The sequence below is a fragment of the Chroococcidiopsis thermalis PCC 7203 genome (assembly GCF_000317125.1).
Classification (GTDB): domain Bacteria; phylum Cyanobacteriota; class Cyanobacteriia; order Cyanobacteriales; family Chroococcidiopsidaceae; genus Chroococcidiopsis; species Chroococcidiopsis thermalis.
Map to the genome: position 1 here is coordinate 1,755,473 of NC_019695.1, position 21,989 is coordinate 1,777,461.

At 44.9% G+C, this 21,989-nt stretch carries 21 protein-coding genes; 12 read left to right on the forward strand and 9 right to left on the reverse strand.

Annotated elements, in window-relative coordinates; translation table 11 throughout:
* The first annotated feature begins 72 nt into the window (after positions 1–72).
* Together CHRO_RS07770 and CHRO_RS07775 are read left to right on the forward strand one after the other, a co-directional pair.
* Positions 73–579, forward strand: a complete 507-nt coding sequence (locus tag CHRO_RS07770; RefSeq protein WP_015153653.1) for a hypothetical protein — start codon at positions 73–75, stop codon at positions 577–579.
* Positions 580–686: 107 nt separating this feature from the next.
* Positions 687–1,868, forward strand: a complete 1,182-nt coding sequence (locus CHRO_RS07775) for a substrate-binding domain-containing protein (RefSeq protein ID WP_015153654.1) — start codon at positions 687–689, stop codon at positions 1,866–1,868.
* A gap of 48 nt (positions 1,869–1,916) precedes the next feature.
* On the opposite strand, the gene CHRO_RS07780 is transcribed toward CHRO_RS07775, so the two are convergent.
* Positions 1,917–3,161 carry a sulfite oxidase gene (locus tag CHRO_RS07780; RefSeq protein WP_015153655.1) on the reverse strand — a complete coding sequence of 415 codons (1,245 nt, stop codon included), beginning with the start codon at positions 3,159–3,161 and terminating at the stop codon, positions 1,917–1,919.
* Between the two features lie 556 nt (positions 3,162–3,717).
* On the opposite strand from CHRO_RS07780, the gene CHRO_RS07785 reads away from it, so the two are divergent.
* From CHRO_RS07785 to CHRO_RS07810, 6 genes are all read left to right on the forward strand, one after another.
* On the forward strand, positions 3,718–4,053 hold the full coding sequence (locus tag CHRO_RS07785) for an ArsR/SmtB family transcription factor (protein WP_015153656.1): 336 nt from the start codon (positions 3,718–3,720) through the stop codon (positions 4,051–4,053).
* The gene (locus tag CHRO_RS07790) at positions 4,038–4,658 is read left to right on the forward strand and encodes an SRPBCC family protein (protein WP_015153657.1); all 621 of its coding nucleotides are present in this window, start codon (positions 4,038–4,040) and stop codon (positions 4,656–4,658) included. The genes CHRO_RS07785 and CHRO_RS07790 overlap by 16 nt, the downstream gene beginning before the upstream one ends.
* Positions 4,659–4,765: 107 nt before the next feature.
* Positions 4,766–5,368, forward strand: coding sequence for an ATP-dependent Clp protease proteolytic subunit (locus tag CHRO_RS07795; protein WP_015153658.1), 603 nt, complete (start codon positions 4,766–4,768; stop codon positions 5,366–5,368).
* Positions 5,369–5,466: 98 nt separating this feature from the next.
* Positions 5,467–6,495, forward strand: a complete 1,029-nt coding sequence (locus tag CHRO_RS07800; RefSeq protein WP_015153659.1) for an NAD-dependent epimerase/dehydratase family protein — start codon at positions 5,467–5,469, stop codon at positions 6,493–6,495.
* Positions 6,496–6,630: 135 nt separating this feature from the next.
* Complete coding sequence (locus tag CHRO_RS07805) at positions 6,631–7,560, forward strand: ABC transporter ATP-binding protein (protein WP_015153660.1); 930 nt, start codon at positions 6,631–6,633, stop codon at positions 7,558–7,560.
* Positions 7,553–8,326, forward strand: a complete 774-nt coding sequence (locus CHRO_RS07810; RefSeq protein WP_015153661.1) for an ABC transporter permease — start codon at positions 7,553–7,555, stop codon at positions 8,324–8,326. Before CHRO_RS07805 ends, CHRO_RS07810 begins: the two co-directional genes overlap by 8 nt.
* A gap of 25 nt (positions 8,327–8,351) precedes the next feature.
* Here CHRO_RS07810 and CHRO_RS07815 read toward each other — a convergent pair whose 3' ends face one another.
* The 8 genes from CHRO_RS07815 to CHRO_RS31815 form a co-directional block, all read right to left on the reverse strand.
* Positions 8,352–10,259 carry a hybrid sensor histidine kinase/response regulator gene (locus CHRO_RS07815; protein ID WP_015153662.1) on the reverse strand — a complete coding sequence of 636 codons (1,908 nt, stop codon included), beginning with the start codon at positions 10,257–10,259 and terminating at the stop codon, positions 8,352–8,354.
* A complete protein-coding gene (locus CHRO_RS07820; protein WP_015153663.1) occupies positions 10,249–10,722 on the reverse strand; it encodes a response regulator in 474 nt (157 codons plus the stop codon). Before CHRO_RS07820 ends, CHRO_RS07815 begins: the two co-directional genes overlap by 11 nt.
* Positions 10,719–13,571: a PAS domain S-box protein gene (locus tag CHRO_RS07825; RefSeq protein WP_015153664.1), complete on the reverse strand. Its 2,853-nt coding sequence runs from the start codon at positions 13,569–13,571 to the stop codon at positions 10,719–10,721. Before CHRO_RS07825 ends, CHRO_RS07820 begins: the two co-directional genes overlap by 4 nt.
* A gap of 248 nt (positions 13,572–13,819) precedes the next feature.
* Complete coding sequence (locus CHRO_RS07830) at positions 13,820–14,452, reverse strand: TenA family protein (protein WP_015153665.1); 633 nt, start codon at positions 14,450–14,452, stop codon at positions 13,820–13,822.
* A 49-nt stretch (positions 14,453–14,501) separates the two neighbouring features.
* Positions 14,502–14,762, reverse strand: coding sequence for an FmdB family zinc ribbon protein (locus CHRO_RS07835; RefSeq protein ID WP_015153666.1), 261 nt, complete (start codon positions 14,760–14,762; stop codon positions 14,502–14,504).
* Between the two features lie 170 nt (positions 14,763–14,932).
* A complete protein-coding gene (gene fmdA / locus CHRO_RS07840; RefSeq protein ID WP_015153667.1) occupies positions 14,933–16,138 on the reverse strand; it encodes a formamidase in 1,206 nt (401 codons plus the stop codon).
* 329 nt (positions 16,139–16,467) lie between these two features.
* Complete coding sequence (locus CHRO_RS07845) at positions 16,468–16,680, reverse strand: hypothetical protein (protein WP_015153668.1); 213 nt, start codon at positions 16,678–16,680, stop codon at positions 16,468–16,470.
* A gap of 111 nt (positions 16,681–16,791) precedes the next feature.
* The gene (locus tag CHRO_RS31815) at positions 16,792–17,163 is read right to left on the reverse strand and encodes a hypothetical protein (protein WP_181824294.1); all 372 of its coding nucleotides are present in this window, start codon (positions 17,161–17,163) and stop codon (positions 16,792–16,794) included.
* Between the two features lie 20 nt (positions 17,164–17,183).
* On the opposite strand from CHRO_RS31815, the gene CHRO_RS07850 reads away from it, so the two are divergent.
* From CHRO_RS07850 to CHRO_RS07865, 4 genes are all read left to right on the forward strand, one after another.
* The gene (locus CHRO_RS07850) at positions 17,184–18,293 is read left to right on the forward strand and encodes an S-(hydroxymethyl)glutathione dehydrogenase/class III alcohol dehydrogenase (protein WP_015153669.1); all 1,110 of its coding nucleotides are present in this window, start codon (positions 17,184–17,186) and stop codon (positions 18,291–18,293) included.
* Between the two features lie 163 nt (positions 18,294–18,456).
* Positions 18,457–18,879 (forward strand): hypothetical protein, encoded by a 423-nt coding sequence (locus CHRO_RS07855; RefSeq protein ID WP_015153670.1) that lies wholly within the window; start codon positions 18,457–18,459, stop codon positions 18,877–18,879.
* A gap of 49 nt (positions 18,880–18,928) precedes the next feature.
* Positions 18,929–20,458 (forward strand): phytoene desaturase family protein, encoded by a 1,530-nt coding sequence (locus tag CHRO_RS07860; protein ID WP_015153671.1) that lies wholly within the window; start codon positions 18,929–18,931, stop codon positions 20,456–20,458.
* A gap of 183 nt (positions 20,459–20,641) precedes the next feature.
* Positions 20,642–21,970, forward strand: coding sequence for a GGDEF domain-containing protein (locus CHRO_RS07865; protein WP_015153672.1), 1,329 nt, complete (start codon positions 20,642–20,644; stop codon positions 21,968–21,970).
* The last annotated feature ends 19 nt before the right edge of the window (positions 21,971–21,989 follow it).

Below are 21,989 nucleotides of genomic sequence, written 5' to 3' on the forward strand. Positions count from 1 at the left end.
GGTCACTGGTCACTGGTCAGTGATAACTGCTCCCTATAAAATTTACACAAATAAAATTAGGTGCTTTACATTATGTCGCAAAATCATCCTTTACCTCGTTTGATTCTCGCTTTTGTGGCTGGATTTTTATCAGTTTTACTATTTCATCAATTAGCACTATTGTTGTTACATAGTATTGGTTTTGCACCTGCTAAGTTAACAGCTTATGCGATCAAATCAACACAACCGTTCGGCATTCCTCGCGTCTGGTCTCTTGCTTTTTGGGGCGGTGTTTGGGGGATTGTATTAGTCTTATTCGTTTCCTTTTTTCGACAAGGGTTGGGAATTTGGGGGACAACACTGCTATTTGGCGCGATCGCACCTAGTCTTGTTAACTGGTTTATTGTCATGCCCCTAAGAGGCGAACCTGTCGGTGGTGGCTGGCAACCCAACGGTATTGCTACAGCCTTAATTCTCAACGGCATTTGGGGTTTAGGGACAATTTTGCTCTACCGCTTAATTTCCTTAAGCGTACTCGGTCGCAAACGACGCAGTAACAACGGTTTAGAATCGGGAGAACGAGAAAGAATTCGCCACTAGATGTCAGTTGTCAGTTATCAGCGATCAGTGACTAGTGACTGGTGGCTAGAAAAGAATCCAGCCACTAGTTGCTAGCCACTAGCCACGCACCACGCACCACCTTTTTTATGAAAGTTCATCAAACTAAAATCATTTGCCGTGTCTGTGGTTACGATGATAATCCTAGTAACGCCGATCGCTGTCAGCGTTGCCACTCCACTCTTAACCGCAGTTTTCCCGAGTCCGCTAAAAATTCTCAAACTAAAAACTCGTCTGCTTTTCCCTGGTCGGTCATACCGCTGATTGCGTTATTGTTGGGAACGGGTGGGATGTACTGGTTCTACAGAAGTCATACAACTGCTACTTTGAAAGATAAACCGAGTGCAGTTGTTACGCCCACACAGCAACCGCTAGGAAAACAGCCTCCAGCAATAGCATCCAATACAGCGGATATTCAAACCTATGCGTCGATGCAAGATGTTCCTAACGTTCCTACAGGTGTGTTTAATTATGGCGGCGCAACCTGTTTTGCTGCTATGACTGCCCACGGAATGCACTCTAGTATTGCCAAAGTGCGTCCAAATTTCCATCTACGCTATACCGAACCACCTGTTAACGTTCCGCCGGGTTGTAGTACCGGGATCGGTATGTTGCTTGATGGCGAACTCAGTTTTGCTCAAAATGGTCGCTCCGTGTCAGATGCAGAGTATCGCAAAGCTAAAGAACGTAACTTTACTCTGCAACAAGTGCCAGTGGCAATTGATGGCATTGTATTTTTTACCCACCGCAACGTTCCCTTACCTGGACTGTCGGTGAAACAACTTCAAGATATTTTCTTGGGCAAAGTGACTAACTGGAAACAGCTAGGGGGACCCAATCGAGCGATCGCGCCTATTTCTCAAGACCCCAAGGTTCACGCTTCGCTCAAATTATTGCTGAGCGATCGCGTCAACAATTTGGGTCGTAATGTCAAGATCGTGCGCGACTACACCACAGCCATGCGAAGAGTTGCTGCTACCCCTGGGGCAATCTCTTACAGTTCGGCTTCTATTGCTGTCGGACAGCGATCGATTCATCTGTTGGGCATAGCTAGAGGTAGTTCTAAAGATTACGTCTCCCCTGTTGCAGGCGAGCGCGTCAATGTTGCTGCCTTGCGCGATGGTTCTTATCCCATTACTCGCCGTCTATTTATCGTCATTCGCCGCGACCGCACTCCCGACGAACAAGCAGGAGTTGCTTACACCAACTTGTTACTCTCCCACGAAGGACAGCAAATTGTTGAAAAAGCTGGATTTGCAGCAATTCATTGAATTGAAATGTATTTGCAAGTCGCATGGCGACTTGCAAATATTCTCTCCTCAACTCACAGTCACGGGATGGCTGACAACCGCATTGTACAAATAGCCTTTAGCATTGAAAGGTACTGAAGTTGGTTGGGTATTGCCTTTAGTGTCTGTAGCCTTTGCCTGAAGCTGATATTTGCCAGGACGAGCATTCCAATCTACATCCCATCTCACCCAAGCTCCATCAAGGTTAGGCTCTCGGAGTCGTGCCGCTTGCCAGGTCTTGCCCCCATCAAGGCTGACCTCAACTTTGGCAATTTTACCGCTAGCAGACCAAGAACGCCCTCGCAATAAATGTTCTCCTGCGGGCATTTTGGCATCCCAAGCCAGCTCGAAAGCACTTTTGATATTTTGCGCCGTGATAATCGTGCCTTTAGCAGGGGGATTGGGTTGATAGTCGGAGCCGATTAAGACATAACTTTCCGTGTTCCATGTGGAAAACAGAGGTTTTTCTGAAACTTCAATCCGCCCTACCCATTTGATACTAGCCGCACCCAGCCAGCCTGGAACGAAGGCACGGATGGGGAAACCGTGGTCTGCTGGTAGAGTTTGCCCGTTCATCGCATAGACGAGCAATGTATCTTCCTCTAATGCCTTCGCCAGGGACATCGGACGACGAACTTTCTTTTCGTCTAACCCTTCTGGCATTACGTCTTTTGCGGTGCGTTTGACTCCTGCGAGTTGCAGAACTTCCCGCAAAGGTACGCCCGTCCATTCTGCTACACCGATCGCGCCCAGTTTCCACGGCGCTCCGTCGGCTTTTTTTCCCTGGACGGATTCAAAAAAGCTGCGACCGTTACCAGCGCACTCTAGCGCTCGAATCACCGAGACTGATGGTAGAGAAAGTAGTTCGTCGTAAGTAAACTCTCTCGGACGAGACACCCCAGACCCTTCAACCCGCAAGCGCCATGTCTTCTGGTCGATTTTGGGGGTAGCCGTGTGGTTGCGGACGTAGAATAGCTCGTTGGGAACGAGATAGCCTCGGTCATACATGGCTTCCCAACGCATTTCTTGTTGAATGCCTTTGTAATCGTAAAAAAGTTCTGGAGGAACTGATTTAACTACCTCCCCAGCAGCCAGAGCGGGTTCTTCTAGCCGTAAGCGTGGTAAACCGCTACCAATTGCTATTCCCGCACCGACAGTCATAAATTGCAGGAATTTCTTGCGCGACATACCTAAAGTTTTCGCTTTCTGCCAGATAAATTCATCGGCTCTAGCTTGCTGGTAAACTTTTTCGACTAGCAGATCGTTTTCCTTCATGCCTTATATCTCCAGTCGAGTAAATAAGAACAATATTAGGGCTAATTGAGAAATTTTCAAGTAAACAAACAGTTAAGATGGCAAATGAAACTTCTGAAAAACACTGGGCATTTAAATATAGCTATTTCGCTAGATAACAAATTAGTTTTAATGTAGTAATTCCAAACTGAGATGGACTTATACCAGTTTTTTGTAACTATATGTCACAGACTATATGTCACAAAGATATGCGACAGCAGATCCCCTAACTCTCCTTGTAAAAAAGGGAACCAGTGGAGAGGAAATTTTGGACAAAAATAAAGAGAATTAGTATTGGTGTTAAGACTATCATCGATCGCCGATTAGTTATTGGTCATCAACCAAATATGAATCGTACTAAAAGCGTTTTTTAATTAGATATTTTATGACTCAAATAAGCCTTGTATTTATGTCTTAGCTGTAAAACTTGAACAAAGAACCTACAAAGTCAAGACGCGGAATTTTGCGCCTCCGTAAGCTTGACATTTAAGTAAAAGCTTATATATCCTAAATATTTAAGTGAATGCTTAAATATTGTATGAGTAGACCCGCTGCGGGGGGAGATATTTTTCAGGCGATCGCCGATCCAACGCGACGAGCATTGCTGGATCGGTTGCGTGACGGCGAACAACCAGTAAAACAACTGGCTGAACCTTTTGCCATGTCTTTACCAGCCATTTCTCAGCATTTGCAGGTGTTGTGTGAAGTAGGCTTAGTTACCCAACGGCGGGAAGGACGACAGCGGCTTTATCAATTGAATCCTGCACCTTTAAAACAAGTGTCGGAGTGGGTATCGCATTACGAACAGTTCTGGCAAGAGAAATTAGCTGCTCTCGGTGCATATTTGGAGAATAACCGATGCTCAGAGGATTAAAGACCAAAGTTTTCTATCCTTACTCACCGCAGCAAGTCTGGCGGGGACTCACCGAGAGGCGATCGCTTGCCGCATGGTTGATGGACAATGATTTTGAACCGCAGATCGGTCACAAATTTCAGTTTCGCACTCATTCCCTACCAGGTTTAGATGGTGTTATCCGTTGCGAAGTTTTAGAAATTGACGCACCAAAACGACTTGCTTACAATTGGCAGGATAGTTATATGAGTCAGCCTTCGATTGTGATTTGGACGCTGACACCTGTTGATGGCGGGACGCAACTTCAGCTAGAACACCGCGAGTTAAATTACGCAACACCTCAGTTACAGGAGGTACGCATTTGTAACCAGAGATCTCGAACTCCCCTAGATCCCATTAACAAGGGGGGGACAGATGCTCCCTTTTCAAGGGGGTTGGGGGATTTCAATGCAGTGACTCATGCTGTAGAGGCGATCGCTCCCAGTTCTACATGTTCACCTACGCATATTGGTGCAGCTCAAATTTTAGAAAGTGTTATTCTCCATTCTTTGTTGAATGGTGGTTGGAATGACAAGCTCGATCGACTACCAAATGTTTTAGCGAGCTTTTTTGATAATAACGGGTAACTAAATTCTGCTTCCTCACTCTCATTCTCGCTCAGACAATTAAAAATGTATAGCTGTAAGTATACGCCTCGACCCAAGATTTAAGTTTGAATTAGGAGGCTATAAAGATGAGTTTTCCCAAACAGTCAAACATTCCTTTTTTTCCTCAGTTTTCAGCTTATGGAGAGAGTTATTTTAATATTTACTCTCGCTTACTAGCTACAAGAGTAATCTTTTTAAGAGGTGACATTACAGAAGAAATAGCTAATTCAATTGTAGCGCAGATGCTATTTCTCGATACGGAAGATTCAGGACGAGATATTTTTCTATATATCAATAGTTCAGGTGGTTCAGTTACGGCTGCATTGACTATTTACGATACAATGACTCAAATCCAGGCGGATATTTGTACCGTCTGCGTTGGAACTGCAAAGGGAATGGCTGCATTATTACTTTCTTCCGGCACAAAAGGAAAAAGATCGGCTTTACCGAATGCCCGAATTGCGATCGCACAGCCATTAGCTAGCACTCAAGGGAAAGTAAGCGACATCGAAGTTACAGCTAGAGAAATTGCACATTTAAGAGAAACAGTTAATAGCATACTTTCTATTAATAGCGATCGGGCAATAGAACAAATCAAATTCGATACAGAGCGAGAATTTTATCTCAACGCTGAAGCAGCAAAAGAGTATGGATTGATTGACAATATTATTCAAAATTTGACTGTGTAATTGATTGGTAATTGGTAATTAGTAATTGGTGATTGGTAGGTAATAATTTATTTTGCTTTTTAACTTTTAACTTTTAACTTTCCCATCAAGGAGCAAATATGAAAATTTTAGTTATCGGGGGAACGAATTTTATTGGTCCTGCTGTAGTTAGGCAATTGTATGCAATGGGACACGAAGTTACCGTTTTCCATCGAGGAAAAACAGCAGCAGACTTACCCGAAGGAATACAACATATATTAGGCGATCGCTCCGCTCTTAGCCAGATGAAAAGTGAATTTGAGCGTCTTTCGCCTCAAGTTGTCGTCGATATGTTTCCCTATACCGAGGCAGATGCGATCGCGCTGATGAATATATTTCAGGGTATCGCAGAGCGCGTTGTTGCTATTAGCAGCATGGATGTCTATCGCGCTTATGCAGTATTTCTGCAAATTGAATCGACTCCAGTTGAGCCGGTTCCCCTAACTGAAAATTCAGCCTTGCGCCAGCAGCTACATTTATTTCGGGAAATGGCTGAAAGACCGCTGAACGCTCCGGCAGATTATGAAAAGATTTTGGTCGAACGGGTAGTGATGAATTCTGCCGATTTAACTGGTACAATTGTACGGCTGCCAATGGTTTACGGGACGCAAGATCCTCTCAACCGTCTATTCCCCTACTTAAAGCGAATGGATGAAGACCGTCCGGCGATCGTCTTGCCAGAAAGCATAGCTCAATGGCGCGGTTCCTACGGGTATGTAGAGAATGTTGCTTACGCGATCGCTTTGGCAGCTACAAACGAACGTGCTAAGGGACGTATTTATCATGTTGCAGATGCAGAAGTTTTAACTGAGGCAGAAAGACTGAGCAGAGTTGGACGAGTCGCAGGCTGGCAAGGCAAAATTGTGACTGTTGCCACAGAATCTTTACCGACAGACTGGAACCTACCATACAACACGGCTCAGTACTGGCTGGTAGATACCACCCGCATTCGGCAGGAACTCGGTTATAGCGAAGTCGTCACGCTAGAAAAGGCGCTAAAAACAACAATTGACTGGCAGCGATCGCATCCACCAACAGAAATTTCTCCGTGGACTGGAAAAGAATTACTCGACTACGCTACTGAAGATCGCATTTTGAAAAGTATTTAATATCAATTGTAAGGTGGACATTGCCCACCTTACACACTCAATAGAGGATGAGATTAGGGGTGAGGGTAATGATATGAAAACTAGCCTCTACCAACTACCAACTACCCATTACCCATTACCCATTACCACTTTTTTATGAAAGCCTTAGAAGCGTATAATCTCAAAAAAACTTTCCGCCGCAACAAACAAAATGTACCAGCAGTGAAGGATGTTTCCTTAACTATCTACCCAGGAGAGATCTTAGCTTTTCTTGGTCCCAATGGTGCAGGTAAAACAACTAGTATCAAAATGATGGCGGGTTTAATTCAGCCTGATTCTGGTTCAGTGAGAATTGTAGGTAAAGATCCTCATCGCAATGCTTCAGCGTTACAAAACCTGGGTGCAGTTTTAGAAGGGAATCGCAACCTTTACTGGCGATTGACTCCAGAGGAAAATTTAGAATATTTTGGCGTATTAAAAGGACTAAATCGACGAGAAGCGCGTCTTGCCGGAAGAGATCTTTTAGAAAGATTTGACTTGTTAGCCAAGCGACATACTCCTGTAGAGCAACTTTCACGGGGAATGCAACAGAAATTAGCATTTGCTGTAGCTTTAGTTCATCGTCCCAAACTTCTATTATTAGATGAACCAACTTTAGGATTAGATGTAGAAGCAACTGAGGATGTAAAAATTCTCGTCCGCGAAATTGCTGCTACTGGTTGTGCTATCTTGCTGACAACACACCAATTACAAATAGCAGAAATTTTATCAGACCGAATTGCCATTATTCAAAAAGGCGAGATTTTGGCAGAAGCACCCACACAAAAATTGATTCAACAATTTTCTGGTACAGCTTACAAGATAGAAATGGAAACCGCTTTAGATGAAACAAGAATAATAGAATTAGAAACAATTGGTTTAGAGATTGAATCCAGAAGATTTATTTACATCGATCGCCCGGAATTACTCTATAAAGTTCTTGCTATTCTCCAGCCTTTACCAATTCAATCTGTGGCAAAAGAACAAGCTAATTTAACAGAAATATTTTTACAGATTGTGAAACAAGGTAATAATATTAATGATTGAGTTATTTTTTGCAGAATTAAAACGAACTTGGATTTTACAACGTCGCTATCCAATCGAAGTTGTTGGTATTATTATAGTTACTGTTTCAATTTTTTATGGATTGTTTTTGAGCGCTCGTTACGTTGCTGGGGCGAGTTTTCAATTAGGCGATCGCCTCGATTCAATAGTTATTGGCTACGTGCTTTGGAGCTTAGTTTTATTTGTTATGGGCAACGTTGCTAATAGAATTCAGTACGAAGCTCAAACTGGCACGCTCGAACAACTTTTTCTCTCTCAATTCGGGGCAGTCAAAGTATTTTTAATTCGATCGCTAGCAGCGATAACGTTGCAATTAGCTTTTGTTTTGAGCATTTTATTAACTATAATGCTCTTAACTGGCAGCCGTCTCGATTTTCCTCCAGTTTTGATTTTACCTCTCATAACTGTATTGATGGGAGCGAATGGGATTGCTTTTATAATTGGAGCTTTAGCTTTATTATTTAAGCAGGTAAGCCAATTACAAGTCATATTTCAATTTGGTTTATTATTTCTCCTAGCTACTCCCATAGAAGCATCGACGGGATTTGCCCGAGTCTTAGCAAGTCTATTACCAATTACTCCCAGTGCAGGAATATTACGAGCTTTGATGGCACGCGGAGAGAATTTAAATTTAACTCACATAGCGATCGCTTTCATCAATGGAGTCGTATATCTTGCTCTAGGGATAGGACTATTCCGACTAGCAGAACGCCAAGCAAAGAAACGCGGAATTTTAGGCGGATATTAATCAGTGACTAGTCACTCATCAACAACTAACAACCAACTGGTTGCGAACACAGAACTTGCTTCATCGTTTGCAATAATTCTTGGGCTGTGTAGGGTTTTGCTAAAAAGGCTTGTACTTCTATGTCTGTCATTCCATGAAATTTGTCTTGAGCGGCTAAACCACTAGTAGCAATAATTTTAGTTTGGGGATTGAGTTTTTGTATAGTACGAATTGTGGTAATACCGTCCATTGCAGGCATTAACATATCAATTAAGATTAAATCTATCCGATCGCGGTGTTCTGCGTAGGTGGCGATCGCCTCAATTCCGTCACTAGCAGTGACAACTTTATAATTAAAAGTCTCTAGAGAAGTTTTTGTTGCCTCGCGCACGCCAGCTTCATCATCCACAACCAAAATCAACTCACCGTTCCCATAGGGCGTGTCTTGTTCTGTCTGCCGATAATATTCTACAACTGCCACTGCTGGTAGATAGACTTGAAATTCCGTACCTCTACCGAGTTCGCTCCAAACTTGAATAAATCCATTGTGACCTTTAACAATACCCATGACAGTGGATAGTCCTAGTCCCGTGCCTTTACCGAGTTCTTTGGTCGTAAAAAATGGCTCAAAAATTCTTTCCTGGGTTTCCAGCGACATTCCCTGACCTGTATCTCTGACGGTAACGACGATGTAGGAGCCAGCTTTTGCCTCCAAGTTCATCCTGGCGTAGTGTTCGTCTGCTGTAAAGTTTTCGGCAGAAATTGTCAACGTTCCACCATTAGGCATGGCATCGCGAGCGTTGACGCAGAGATTCATTAGGACTTGATGCAATTGAGTGGCATCCCCAGAGACAGACCACAAATTAGAGGCAATGTTAGTCTGAACCTCGATCGATTTTGGAAAGGTTTGTTTGGCAATTTGGCGAATTTCTGAGATTAAATGCTTAATTTGTAAGTTTGTATACGTTCCCTCTAAACCTCGTGCAAAAGAGAGTACCTGCTTGACTAAAGCCGCACCCCGTTTGGCGTTGGTAACGACAATTGGCAAAAGTCGCTGACTGCGCTCGTCGTGCATTTGAGATTCCAGTAGCTGAGCTGTCATCAGAATTGGTGCTAGGACATTATTCAAATCGTGAGCAATGCCGCTGGCAAGAGTGCCGATACTTTCCAAACGCTGAGCGCGTAAAAATTGAGCTTCTAAGAGTTTTTTCTCGGTAATATCAGTATTGACGACAAGAATTGACTTAGGCTGAGCTTGGCGATCGCGTACTAAGGTCCATCGACTGTAGACGACAATTGGTTTCTCGTTTTTAGTGACTTGATGTAGTTCGCCTTGCCAAGTGTCTGTTTGCTCTAAGGCTGTGTGAATCTCTAGCAGTTGATCGACGAGACTCTCGTTGTAGATTAATAAGTTAGGATTTCGCCCGATCGCCTCTTGTGCTTGCCAACCGTAGAGACGTTCTGCTCCCTTGTTCCAATATAAAACTTTGTCATCTAGCGATCTAACAATAATGGCATCGGTGGCGACATTGAGTAATTCGGCTTGGGCGCGGATTTGTTGCTGAGTGTGCTGGCGTTCGAGGGCGTAGCGAATGGAACGTTCTAGTAAAGGGGCGCTCAACTGAGTTTTTTCTAGATAGTCGGCTGCTCCTGCCTTCATCGCCTCGATATCGATTTCGCGATCGCCTTTGCCCGTGAGTAAAATTATGGGTGCGGCACAACCTTCAGCTACGGCAGCTTGAAGCAATTCTAAACCATTGCGATCGCCCAAGCGGTAGTCGAGCAAGTAAATATCGTGTTGACACTGGGCGATCGTCGCTATTGCCTCATCATAAGAACTTACCCAGTCTAAATCGAATGTCGTGCCTTGAGCTGCTGCCAACCAGTCTCGCGTCAAGACATAATCGTCCTCGTCGTCATCAACTAAAAGTACTTTGACTCGCTCAGTGTCCATGTCCGTTTCCCACCGATTGCAGTGGTAGTTCTACAATTTCAAACCAGTATTTACCAATAGTCCTCATGACCTCTACTAAGGAAGCAAAGGTGACTGGTTTAGTGATATAGGAGTTAGCGCCTAATTCATAACTACGATAAATATCTTCCTCGGCTTTGGAAGTTGTCAATACCACTACTGGTATATGTTTTAACTGCGGGTCTGCCTTAATTTCCCGTAGTGCCTCGCGTCCGTCTTTCTTGGGCATGTTGAGATCGAGTAAAATCAAGCCTGGACGAGGGGCAAGCTTCAGGTCAGTATATTGACCGCGCTGATGTAGGTAATCCATTAATTCCTCGCCATCGCGCACGAGATAGAGATCGTTAGCCAAGCGACTTTCTGCCAGCGCTTCTCTTGCTAACATGCAATCGTCTTCGTCATCGTCAGCCATGAGAATTGTGACAGTGGTGCGTCGCCCTTTCACTCCGAGTTATCTCCTACGAGTTGTTTAATTGGCAGGGTAACACTAAATTTAGCTCCTTGCCCTGGACTACTTTGAGCTGTAATATTGCCCTGATGTCGTTCGACAATTTTACGGCAAATCGCTAGTCCGATTCCTGTACCCTCGTACTGACTGCGACTGTGCAGGCGTTGAAAGACATTGAAGATCCGATCGAGATACTTTTGCTCAAAACCAATACCATTATCCTCTACCATAATTTGGCATGATGTGGCGATCGCCCCATCTGTAACTGGTTGGTGTTGGGAATCAAATAGTTGGCTGAAAAGCTTAACCACTGGAGGCGTATCTTGTTTGTGAAACTTCAGTGCATTACTCAAAAGATTTTGTAATAACTGCTGCATCTGTACTGGGTCAGCATCAATTTTAGGAAGGGAACTAACTTCCACCTTACCCCCAGTCTGCTGTATCCTCACCTCTAGATCGGATAATACTTCTTTTACGACTCGATTGAGATCGACAGTTACAAAAGGTTGCGCTTTAGTCGTGACGCGGGACAGCATTAAGAGATCGTCAATCAGAGTTTGCATCCGTCCGGCTGCATTTTGCATTCGCTCCAAGGAATCGAGTCCTTGCTCGTTGAGAAGATCTCCGCAACTGGCTTTCAAGCGGTTGCCAAAGGCTTGAATTTTTCGGAGTGGCTCTTGCAAGTCGTGGGAAGCAACGGAGGCAAATTGTTGCAGTTCCGCGTTAGAACGGGCAAGTTCTTGCGCGTAGCGGGTTTCTTCGGCTAGCATTTGGGCTTGGGCGAGAGCAATGCCGATTTGATCGCTCAATTGCCGTAACAATTCGGTTTCAAAGCTGCTCCAAACGCGGGGACTACTACATTGATGGGCAATCAGCAAACCCCAGAGTTCTCGCTTGAGGAAAATCGGCACGACGAGATTAGCTCGGACTCCATATTGTTGCAGAAGTTCTTTGTGGCAAGCGTGTATTTCTGCTGGCTCGACATCATGAATAGCGCTGATGCGTCCTTGTCGATATTTTTGAATGTATTCCTCCTCAAAACAAGGATCGTAGATATGTTGTCCTAAAATCGCTGGATAGCCGTTGACTACGGCTTCCCGCACGACATTTCCAGAACCATCCAACCATAGGCGAAAAATAATCACCCGATCTGCTCGGAGAAACTTTTGAATTTCGTTGACGGTAGTTTGGAGGATCGATTCTAGTTGGAGCGATTGACGAATTTTCAGGGTAATTTCGGCAAATAATTGCGATCGCAAATTTTGGCGTTGTAGTTCTGCTTCGGCTCGTTTGCGTTCGGTGATGTCGCTGCCAATACCCAAAAATCCGGTAATCTTACCGTTAGCATCGTACATGGCGCTAATTGACAATAGAACGGGGAAGCGGCTGCCATCTTTACGAATGTAAGTCCATTCTTGCTCGGTTGGTTCTCCCCGTCTTGCTTTAGCAACAAACACCTCAAACCCTGGTTCGATTGTCACTCCCAGTTCTTGAGTCAATTCTCGCGCCCGACTGACGACTTCTTCGCGATCGTGAATGATTACAGGTGTGGTTTTACCAACAATTTCTGAGGCGGAATAGCCCAATAATTTCTCGGCAGCAGCATTAAAGGTGAGGATTGTCCCGTCAGTAGTGGTAGAAATTATCGTATAGTTAGCGCTGTTGAGAACTGCTTGTTGCAACTGCATAGTTTGTTGCAGTTGGTTTTCCATCCGTTTGCGATCGGTGATATCGCGTGTAAAGCAGCGCGTGTGGATAAATTGCTTGTCTTTCCAAAAAACGTTAGAGCCGATCGATACATCTCGGATAGAACCATCTTTGCATAACAACCGCGCCTCGTAGTCGCACAGTGTCTCGCCAGCATTGAGGCGTTGCAGAATATCGTCGATAACTTCTCGATCGGCGTGAAACTTGGCAATGTGTTGTCCGATGTACTCTTCGCGAGTGTAACCGAGCAGATTTAATTCAGCTTGGTTTGCCCAGACAATAATTCCATCTGCTCCTACCCAGTGTATGCCGACGCTGGCATTTTCTAGAAAATCAGCCAGTTCTCGTTCTCGCGTGCGGGCGATCGCCTCTAGGCGTTTGCGCTCGTTAATATTTTGGAAATATACTGATATACCATCTTGAGATGGATAGGCATGAACGGCAAACCAAGTATTGAGCGGAGGATAGAACTCTTCAAAAGCAACTGCAATTTGTTGCGCTCTTGCTTGGCGATACTCCTGGTCAAAAGTAGAACCCACTGCTTCGGGAAACTCATCCCAAATACTCTTACCAATTAACTCCGCTCTCGTTTTTTGTAGAAATACTTGGGCGTGTTGATTGATGTAGGTAAATCGCCACTCATTATCTAAGGTAAAAAAGCCATCGCTGATACTTTCTAAAATATTGGTAACTTGTTGGCGCGATGCTTGGGCTGCGTCCGTAGAGGCGCGTAATTCTGCCATCGTCCGACTAGCTTGTAATAAATGCCGTACTCGCTGCCGTAAAACTATGTCGTTAATTGGTTTGGTAATAAAATCAGTTGCACCTGCATCAAAAGCGAGTTGGAGCGATTCTGCATCATCTAGCCTTGTAACGATTAATATTGGCACGCTATCGCCATTAGGAAAACTACGCAAGTGCCGACAGCAGGCGAACCCATCCATCACGGGCATAACGGCATCTAGCAATACGAGACTGGGACGAAACTGAGTGTAAGCCGCTATTGCCTGTTCGCCATTTTGCACTTCTACGACCTGATATCCAGCCTGTTCCATCACTCGGCGCATGTGCTGCCGCATGAGTTTATCGTCGTCTACAACCAAAATCGTAGTAGCATCAAGAATGGGAGCGTTGTCCATAGCTTACGCTTAGACTAAATTTTTTGGCGTTCTAATTGGCAGAGCTATTTATACTCTATTAAATATTAAATTCATCGCGTTTGCGCGATCTCCGGTAAAACATCTACCCTAAGACTGATGATTTCTTTTTGAAGTTGGTTGCAAATGCTACACAGCATGAAAAAGATGAAATGTCAATTAGTCATCGGTAGTTGGTAGTTGGTAATTGCTAAGTCGTAAGTCAGAATAAACTGGTCACTGGTCGCTGGTCACTGGTCACTGGTCACTGTGTACGCCATTTGCCAGAAATCTTTTTCTAATCTAGCAACATTCAAAAAAGCTGCTGTGGCTTGTTGCTGCACCTCCTCTGAGGCGTTACTCAAAGCTGCATCTGCTTGCTGTTCTAGGAAGTCTACGTAAGTCGTAAAATCGGGATTGCCCCAGCGATCGGCAAATTCAGTGTAGGGTGGGGGCATGGCTCCAGGTAATTGCCAGCCTTGATTGTATGCTAGTTCGATCGCCCAAAGTGCCGTAGCTTGTACGGCATAGGGCGTTGCAGATAAGCTTTGCATATAGTCGCAATACTCAATGCAGGTAGGCTGTTTATCAGTATTGAGTTGCAGTTGGCGTTCGGCGGCTTTGGTTTGAAACCAGTTGAGTTCGTCTTTAAGGGCGCTCAATCCAGCCAAAAGAATATCGAAGTTGTGCGGGGGTGCGATCGCCAAAATTCTCGCGAGAAAACGGGTAAAATCTATCACAAATAAATAGTCTTGTACCAACCAAGTATTAAACTGTTGCGGTTGAATTGTTCCCTGTTGGCATTCTTGCAGGAAAGGATGGATCGTAGCTTCTTGCCACGCTTGAGGATGCTTTTGTAGTAATTGTTGACAAGTTAAGCCCATAAATGGAAGCGTTGCAGAAAACTTGAATTTGTATTCTCTTTTTCCAATTTTAATGGTTAATCATCCAAGGGCGACTGCCAGTATGACTTCTCAGGTGGGGTTGTTCGGGTTCGCGATCGCGTTTGACTAATTTTGGCTCTGGATTTTCCTGTTTCAGTCGCATCGAACCAGACAACAACATCGGTGGTGCAAACACTTTTTTGGCAGGTTCTTCACAAGTTGGGCAATGAGCAGGATTGTTACATTCTGCCAGCGATCGCCATTCATCAAATACACCACAATCATCGCAACGAAATTCGTATAAAGGCATAGTCAGTTATCAGTTATCAGTTATCAGTTGCTGTAGGGGCGGGTTTACCAAAGATTTCTAATTCTAACAAATATGGCTGGTGAACCCGCCCGTTCGGGCATCGGGAAATAAAGGAAGATCGATCGTGATGATTGATTGATGGTTACAAATGACCAATTACCAATTACCCTTTAAACAGGCAAAATATTCTTGTCAAAAATCTCCGTCGGAATTGCTAGCGTACAACAAGCATTGGGAATATCAACGATACCGCTGACTCTTCCTTCTACGGGCGCACAACTGAGCAATAAATAAGCTTGTTCGCCTGTAAAACCGAATTTCTTCAGATATTCGATCGCATTTAAGCAAGCACGACGGTAGGCAATATGCACGTCCATAAAGTATTGCTTACCTGTATATTCGTCTACGGAAATCCCTTCAAATACGAGATATTCTGAATAACGTGGCTCTACGGGACCTGGCTTGAAAATTGGGTTGACCATGCCGTATTTTTCTACACCACCTTTGATGATGTCTACGTGGAGATCGATATAACCGGACATTTCAATTGCACCGCAAAATGAGATTTCCCCATCTCCTTGGGAGAAGTGAATATCTCCCATCGATAGCTTTGCACCTTCCACGTAAACGGGGAAATAAATCCGCGTTCCTTTGGAGAGGTTTTTGATATCGCAGTTACCACCGTGTTCGCGAGGGGGGACGGTACGTGCACCTTCAGCCGCAATGCGATCGAAGTCTGCTGGTGCGACTTGACCCAAAATCGCATTTTTTGGATTCGGTAGAGCCGCATAAACTGGCATATTCGCCGCTAATCCCGCTCCATAAGTCCGTAAATCGGGAGCTGTTGAAACTAACTCTGCTTCCCGCTTATTCCATGTTGCCAGTAAGTCGTGTGAGGGAGCGCAACCAATCAAACCAGGGTGAGTGATGCCAGCAAAACGCACGCCTGGGATGTGACGGGAGCTGGTATAAATGCCCTCCAGATCCCAAATTGCCTTAGCATGATTGGGGTAGTGGTCGGTCAGAAAGCCACCACCGTTGTCTTTAGCAAAAATGCCTGTAAAGCCCCACTCATCGCCCTGCAAAGCGCCAATATCGAGCAAATCGACAACCAAGATGTCTCCTGGTTGAGCGCCGTTGACCCAGATGGGACCGCTCAATACGTGGACGACCGTTAAATCGACATCGCGGATATCGTCAGGATTATCGTTATTTTTAATCTGTCCGTCCGTCCAATCTTTACACTCAATGCGGAAGACATCACCTGGATTCACCGAAACCACGGCAGGAATATCAGGATGCCAGCGGTTGTGTCCAGGTAGTTCCTGTCGATCCATTGGCTTAGTTAGATCGACTTTGAAAAGCGTTTTCGGCATTCAAATCCTCCTAAAGCTGCGCGGACATAGCGCATCATAAGGATTAGAACGCAGGAGAATTTGTATCAAAAATAACCAACAATTGTCAAAAATAATCAACGTTACATAACACCAAATCTCTTGGAGTCAAAATTGTGTTTTATTTAACAAAAAATGAAGAAAAAAATTTAACAATTGAGAAGGATCGATATTTATCTGTAGAACGAATCGCGATCGCCATTGCTAGGTTGAATTGAACGAACAATCCAACCCAGCAGTCGTCCTCTCTAGGGTGGCACGAGCAGGTTAATTCTATGAAAAACTAACCCAGAACGACACAAGCCTTTACTCTACTTCTTTGCCAGCAATTCCAGGAACTCAGAGGTTGTTTGCAACTCCTCTAAGACCACATCTTTCGGCATCAGAGATAAAACACTACTCTTAACACCCGACGTACACAGAGGATTTACATAACAAGCTCCCTGACGACAGAATGCCACCACACCACCGTTATGAGCCTCAAAGACGATCGCACTTCCAGATTCTCGCTTCGTAATAGACATCCTAGCAGCCCCCTCTGCATAAATGCAGATATAAAATTGGTAAACTTTAACGATTGGCAGTTGGTGATGCTACGCAATTGAACGCTGGAAATATCTGTATTCAATCTGTACTCAAAATGACAAAATAGCCGCCCGTTCTCCTCTTTCTTTAGACAGATTAGTCATAAGTGGTAATAGGCAATTGGTAATAGGTGGTTGACAGTAGAGAGTGACTAGTGGCTGGTGGCTAGTGGAACCAGCAGTAAATAGGGTGTGGGGTGTGGGGTGTGGGGTGTGGTGAGTAGTGCGCGATCGTTCTCCCCCAACTCCGCGACTCTCTCTTCTCCCCCTTGTCCCCCTTGTCCCCCTTGTCCCCCTTGTCCCCCTTGTCCCCCTTGTCTTCCTTGTCCCCCTTGTCTCCCTTGTCTCCCTTGTCCCCCTTGTCCCCCTTGTCCCCCCTTGTCTCCCCTGCTCCCTGCTCCCTGATAACTGTAAGCTAGTCATAGCGATCGCGAGGATGAATTATGGATGTCAGAGCAGCTGTTGCCTACGAACCTGGAAAACCTTTGCAATTGGAGACGGTACAACTAGAAGGACCAAAAGCAGGGGAAGTCTTAGTCGAAATCAAAGCGACTGGAGTTTGCCATACCGATGCCTATACTCTTTCTGGTAAAGATCCAGAAGGCTTATTTCCGGCAATTTTAGGGCATGAAGGGGCTGGGGTTGTCGTGGAAGTAGGGGAAGGGGTAAAGAGTGTGAAAGTGGGCGATCGCGTCATTCCTCTTTACACTCCCGAATGCCGTCAGTGTGAATATTGTCTCAGTCGTAAAACAAATCTCTGTCAAGCCATTCGCCTCACTCAAGGCAAGGGGTTGATGCCCGATGGTACGAGTCGGTTTTCCTTAAATAGCACGAAGCTCCACCACTACATGGGAACATCCACTTTTGCTAACTATACAGTACTACCAGAAATTGCTGTTGCCAAGATCCGTGAAGATGCACCTTTTGACAAAGTTTGTTACATCGGTTGTGGTGTAACTACGGGTATTGGTGCAGTTGTTTATACGGCAAAAGTCGAACCAGGCTCAAAGGTTGTCGTTTTTGGTTTGGGGGGGATTGGTTTAAACGTCATCCAAGGAGCGCGAATGGTAGGCGCAGAGATGATTGTTGGTGTAGATGTTAATCCTAGTAAACGGGCGATCGCTGAAAAGTTTGGTATGACGCATTTTGTCAATCCAAAAGAAGTGGAAGGCGATTTAGTTCCTTATTTAGTAGAGTTAACTAAAGGTGGAGCTGACTACAGTTTTGAATGTATTGGCAATGTAAATGTCATGCGTCAAGCATTAGAATGCTGCCATAAAGGTTGGGGTGAAAGTATTATTATTGGCGTTGCTGCTGCGGGTGAAGAAATTCGCACTCGTCCATTTCAATTAGTAACAGGAAGAGTTTGGAAAGGTTCGGCTTTTGGCGGTGCGAGAGGGCGCACAGACGTACCGAAAATTGTCGATTGGTACATGGAAGGCAAAATTAATATTGATGATTTAATCACTCACACAATGCCAATCGAAAAGATTAACGATGCCTTCGATTTGATGCACAAAGGAGAATCAATTCGTACCGTGCTGACGTTTTAGTTGAGGGTAGAGCGGGTTCGCTCAAAATTTTCCTACAAATCTCTTAGTAAACCTGCCCTTTTAACAGTGCAAACTGCAAATTTGCAAATATCTTTCGTGTAAATATCGAGGATAATAGTAAAAGATAAACACTTTTTCTAAAGCCGCGATCGCTATAAGTATAATGACGGGCAGCAACGAACGACTAACTCAAATTGAATCATTGTTGCAACAGTTTGTTGCTGCCAGCACTCAATCAAAAGCCGAAAGCGACGAACGGATGCGAAGAATCGAGCAACGCTTGGAACAGTCAGCCACCGAAAGCGACGAACGGATGCGAAGAATCGAGCAATCAGCCATCGAAAGTAATGCTCGCTTGACACGGATCGAGCAGATTGTAGAATCAAACAATCGCTTTTTGGAGTCTTTCAGTCGAGATTTGAGGCAGTATACCGAAACCATGCATAATTTAGCGACTCGCATGGACGGGATAATTGCTTCGGCAAACCAAGACAGACAAGAAACCAATTCTCGGTTGTCTGCAATCCAAAGACAGACAGGAACAATTGCTAAACATTTAGGAGTAGAGGGCAGCGATCGTGCTTAACGATAATTAATTATCATAGACAGGGTGTGATGTAACAAAATCTAAAGTAGTGGAAACAGATGTCATTGTCATCGGTAGCGGTATTGGTGGTTTGAGCTGTGCGGCAATTTTGGCACGGTATGGATTTGATGTTGTTGTCTGCGAAAGCTACTCAACTCCTGGGGGTGCGGCGCACGGTTTTGAACGCAACGGTTTTAAATTTGATTCTGGACCTTCCCTCTACTCCGGTTTATCTTACAGCCCTTCACCCAATCCACTGCGACAAGTTTTAGATGCAATTGGCGAAGATCTACCTTGTGTCAATTACGATACTTGGGGTTGCTGTTTGCCCGAAGGTGATTTCGATACGACGGTAGGTGCAGACCAATTTTGTGATGTGTTGGCAAGGTTGCGAGGAGATAAGGCTGTAGCCGAGTGGCGCGAACTTCAACGAGTCATAGAACCTTTAGCCAAAGCTGCTACGGCAATTCCTCCCACGGCTTTACGTTTCGATTTAGGTGCAGTCATTTCTTTAGGGCAATATCTGCCTGCGATGCTACCTCATGTTGGTAGTACTTTTAAACTGACGGGGGCATTCAGTCAGATTATGGATGGTGTCGTCACCGATCCGTTTGTGCGTAACTGGTTGGATCTGTTGTGTTTTCTCCTCTCTGGGCTACCAGCAAGCGGCACGAGTGCGGCAGAAATGGCATTTATGTTTGCCGACTGGTACAAACCTGGAGTGATGTTAGATTACCCTCTAGGTGGTAGTGGGGCATTAGTTGATGCCTTAGTACGGGGATTAGAAAAACATGGGGGTAAATTGATGCTAAATGCCCATGTTGAGGAAATTTTAGTAGCGGGACGCGCTCAAGGTGTTCGATTGCGTGGTAGTGAAGAATTACACGCAAGACGAGCCGTCGTCTCGAATGCTTCTATCTGGGACACGCTGAAATTACTTCCGCAAGATTCCATACCAAAATCTTTGCAAGCAAGACAGGCAACTCCAGAGTGTGACAGTTTCATGCACCTACATTTGGGAATTGATGCCACACATATTCGGGCAGATTTGGCATGTCACTATATTGTGGTAAACGATTGGGAAAGGGGAGTCACAGCACCGCAAAATGTCGTATTGGTATCGATTCCATCAGTTTTAGATCCGTCCCTAGCACCACCAGGAAAGCACGTTATTCATGCTTATACTCCTGGTAGCGAACCTTACAGTATATGGCAGGGAATGGATCGCAAAAGTGAAGAGTATGCCCGTCAAAAACAAGCACGGGCAGAAGTCATGTGGCAAGCTTTGAGACGGATTATTCCTGATATCGACAACCGCTGTGAAGTAACTTTGGTAGGTACGCCCCTAACTCACGCTCGTTACTTACGCCGTCATCGAGGTTCCTACGGTCCCGCCATTGCTGCGGGGCAAGGTTTGTTTCCTGGCGCAACTACACCGATTCCAGGGTTGTTGTGTTGTGGTGATTCTACCTTCCCTGGTATCGGTTTACCCGCCGTCGCCGCCAGTGGTGCGATCGCGGCAAATACCCTTGCCCCATTATCTCAGCATTTGCAGTTATTGCGGAAATTAAGGGAGTAGGGAGTAGGGAGTAGGGAGAATTACTTTTGACTTTTAGCTTTTGACTTTTAGCTTCTCCCGAGTCGTGTTTTTACTTATACCAATTTCATATAAAAATTACATGTTGCTGCGCGTAATTACAGTAAACAGTTGGGGTGGCTGCGGGCAAACTAAATGCAACTAAGCTAGCAGCTGCCAAACTTGATGAAAATCTGGGGTTCGAGTACCTCCATCCGCAATCGCTTCGCCTTTGGTATGGGAGCTATGCTGCTGCCGTTGATTTTGCTTGGTTGTGGGACTTTTATCTCGGTAGAAGGAGCGTTGAGTAAATTTGAAAAAAATGAAAACGCAACTTTAGAGGAATTGTTTCCCGTTACCGAGTTAGAATCACTGATTGTCATGGCATCAACTTCTGCTGATGATTATCTCAGCTACGGTACGCCAGATGCTCGCGATCGCTTTCTGCGGATAAGTGGTGAAATAGATAAAGCTTTTGTGACAATTCTGAATACCTCAAACGATACGCCAGAAAAAACAGCTTTGTTGTTCGTAGCTCAAAAAGCATGGCAACAAGCTAAAATCAGCAGCCAGGCGATTTTTACGAATTCCCATCTAGCTAGAACTAAGTTTACTGCCCAAGAAAAGAAGCGTTTGGACGTACAGCTCGAACAGGCTACAGAAGCTCTAGATCGATTGCAAGAACTCCTGACTCATTTGCAAATATCTGATAACGTCGCTCAAGCGCGAAACACCAAACTTTGGGTAAAGGCGATTGTAGTTGTTGTGTTTGGCTTGGGATTGGGAGTAGCGGCGATCGCGAGTTTAACTTTAGCTCGTTCTGTATTAATCCCATTGCAGATTTTAGCAGAGGGAGTCAAACACCTAGCTGAGGAAGATCTTTCTTACCGGATTGTCCTAACGAATCAAGATGAATTGGGGCAACTGGCAACGATGTTTAATCAAATGGCAGAAAAACTCGAACAGAGTCAGACAGCTTTGCGAAATTTAGCGACTTTGGATGGATTAACCGGAGTTTTTAACCGTCGCGAGTTCAACCAAAAACTCAAAACAGAGATCGAGCGATCGCATCGCTACATGCATCCTTGCTCTTTAATTATGTTAGATATCGACTATTTCAAAAAGCTGAACGATACCCACGGACACCAGGGGGGAGACAAAGCACTCAAAGTCGTTGCTGAGATCGTCAAACGCGAAATTCGCCCCGTGGACGTAGTGGCGCGTTATGGCGGCGAAGAGTTTGCCGTGATTCTACCAGAAACGCTCAACGATAGTGCGGCGATTGTCGCAGAACGATTGCGTCATGCTGTGGCTGTTGAAGCGATCGCTATTTCCTCCGAACTCTCGATTCATGTCACTGTCAGCGTCGGTCATGCAACTTTTCCAATAGATGCAATTTTAGAGGAAAAATTACTCGGTGCTGCTGACAAAGCCTTATATGCTGCTAAACATTCCGGTCGTAACCGAGTCGTGAGTTACAATAGCTTGCAGCAAACGGTAGAACAAGCCGGATGAAAACTTACCTGCATCTTCT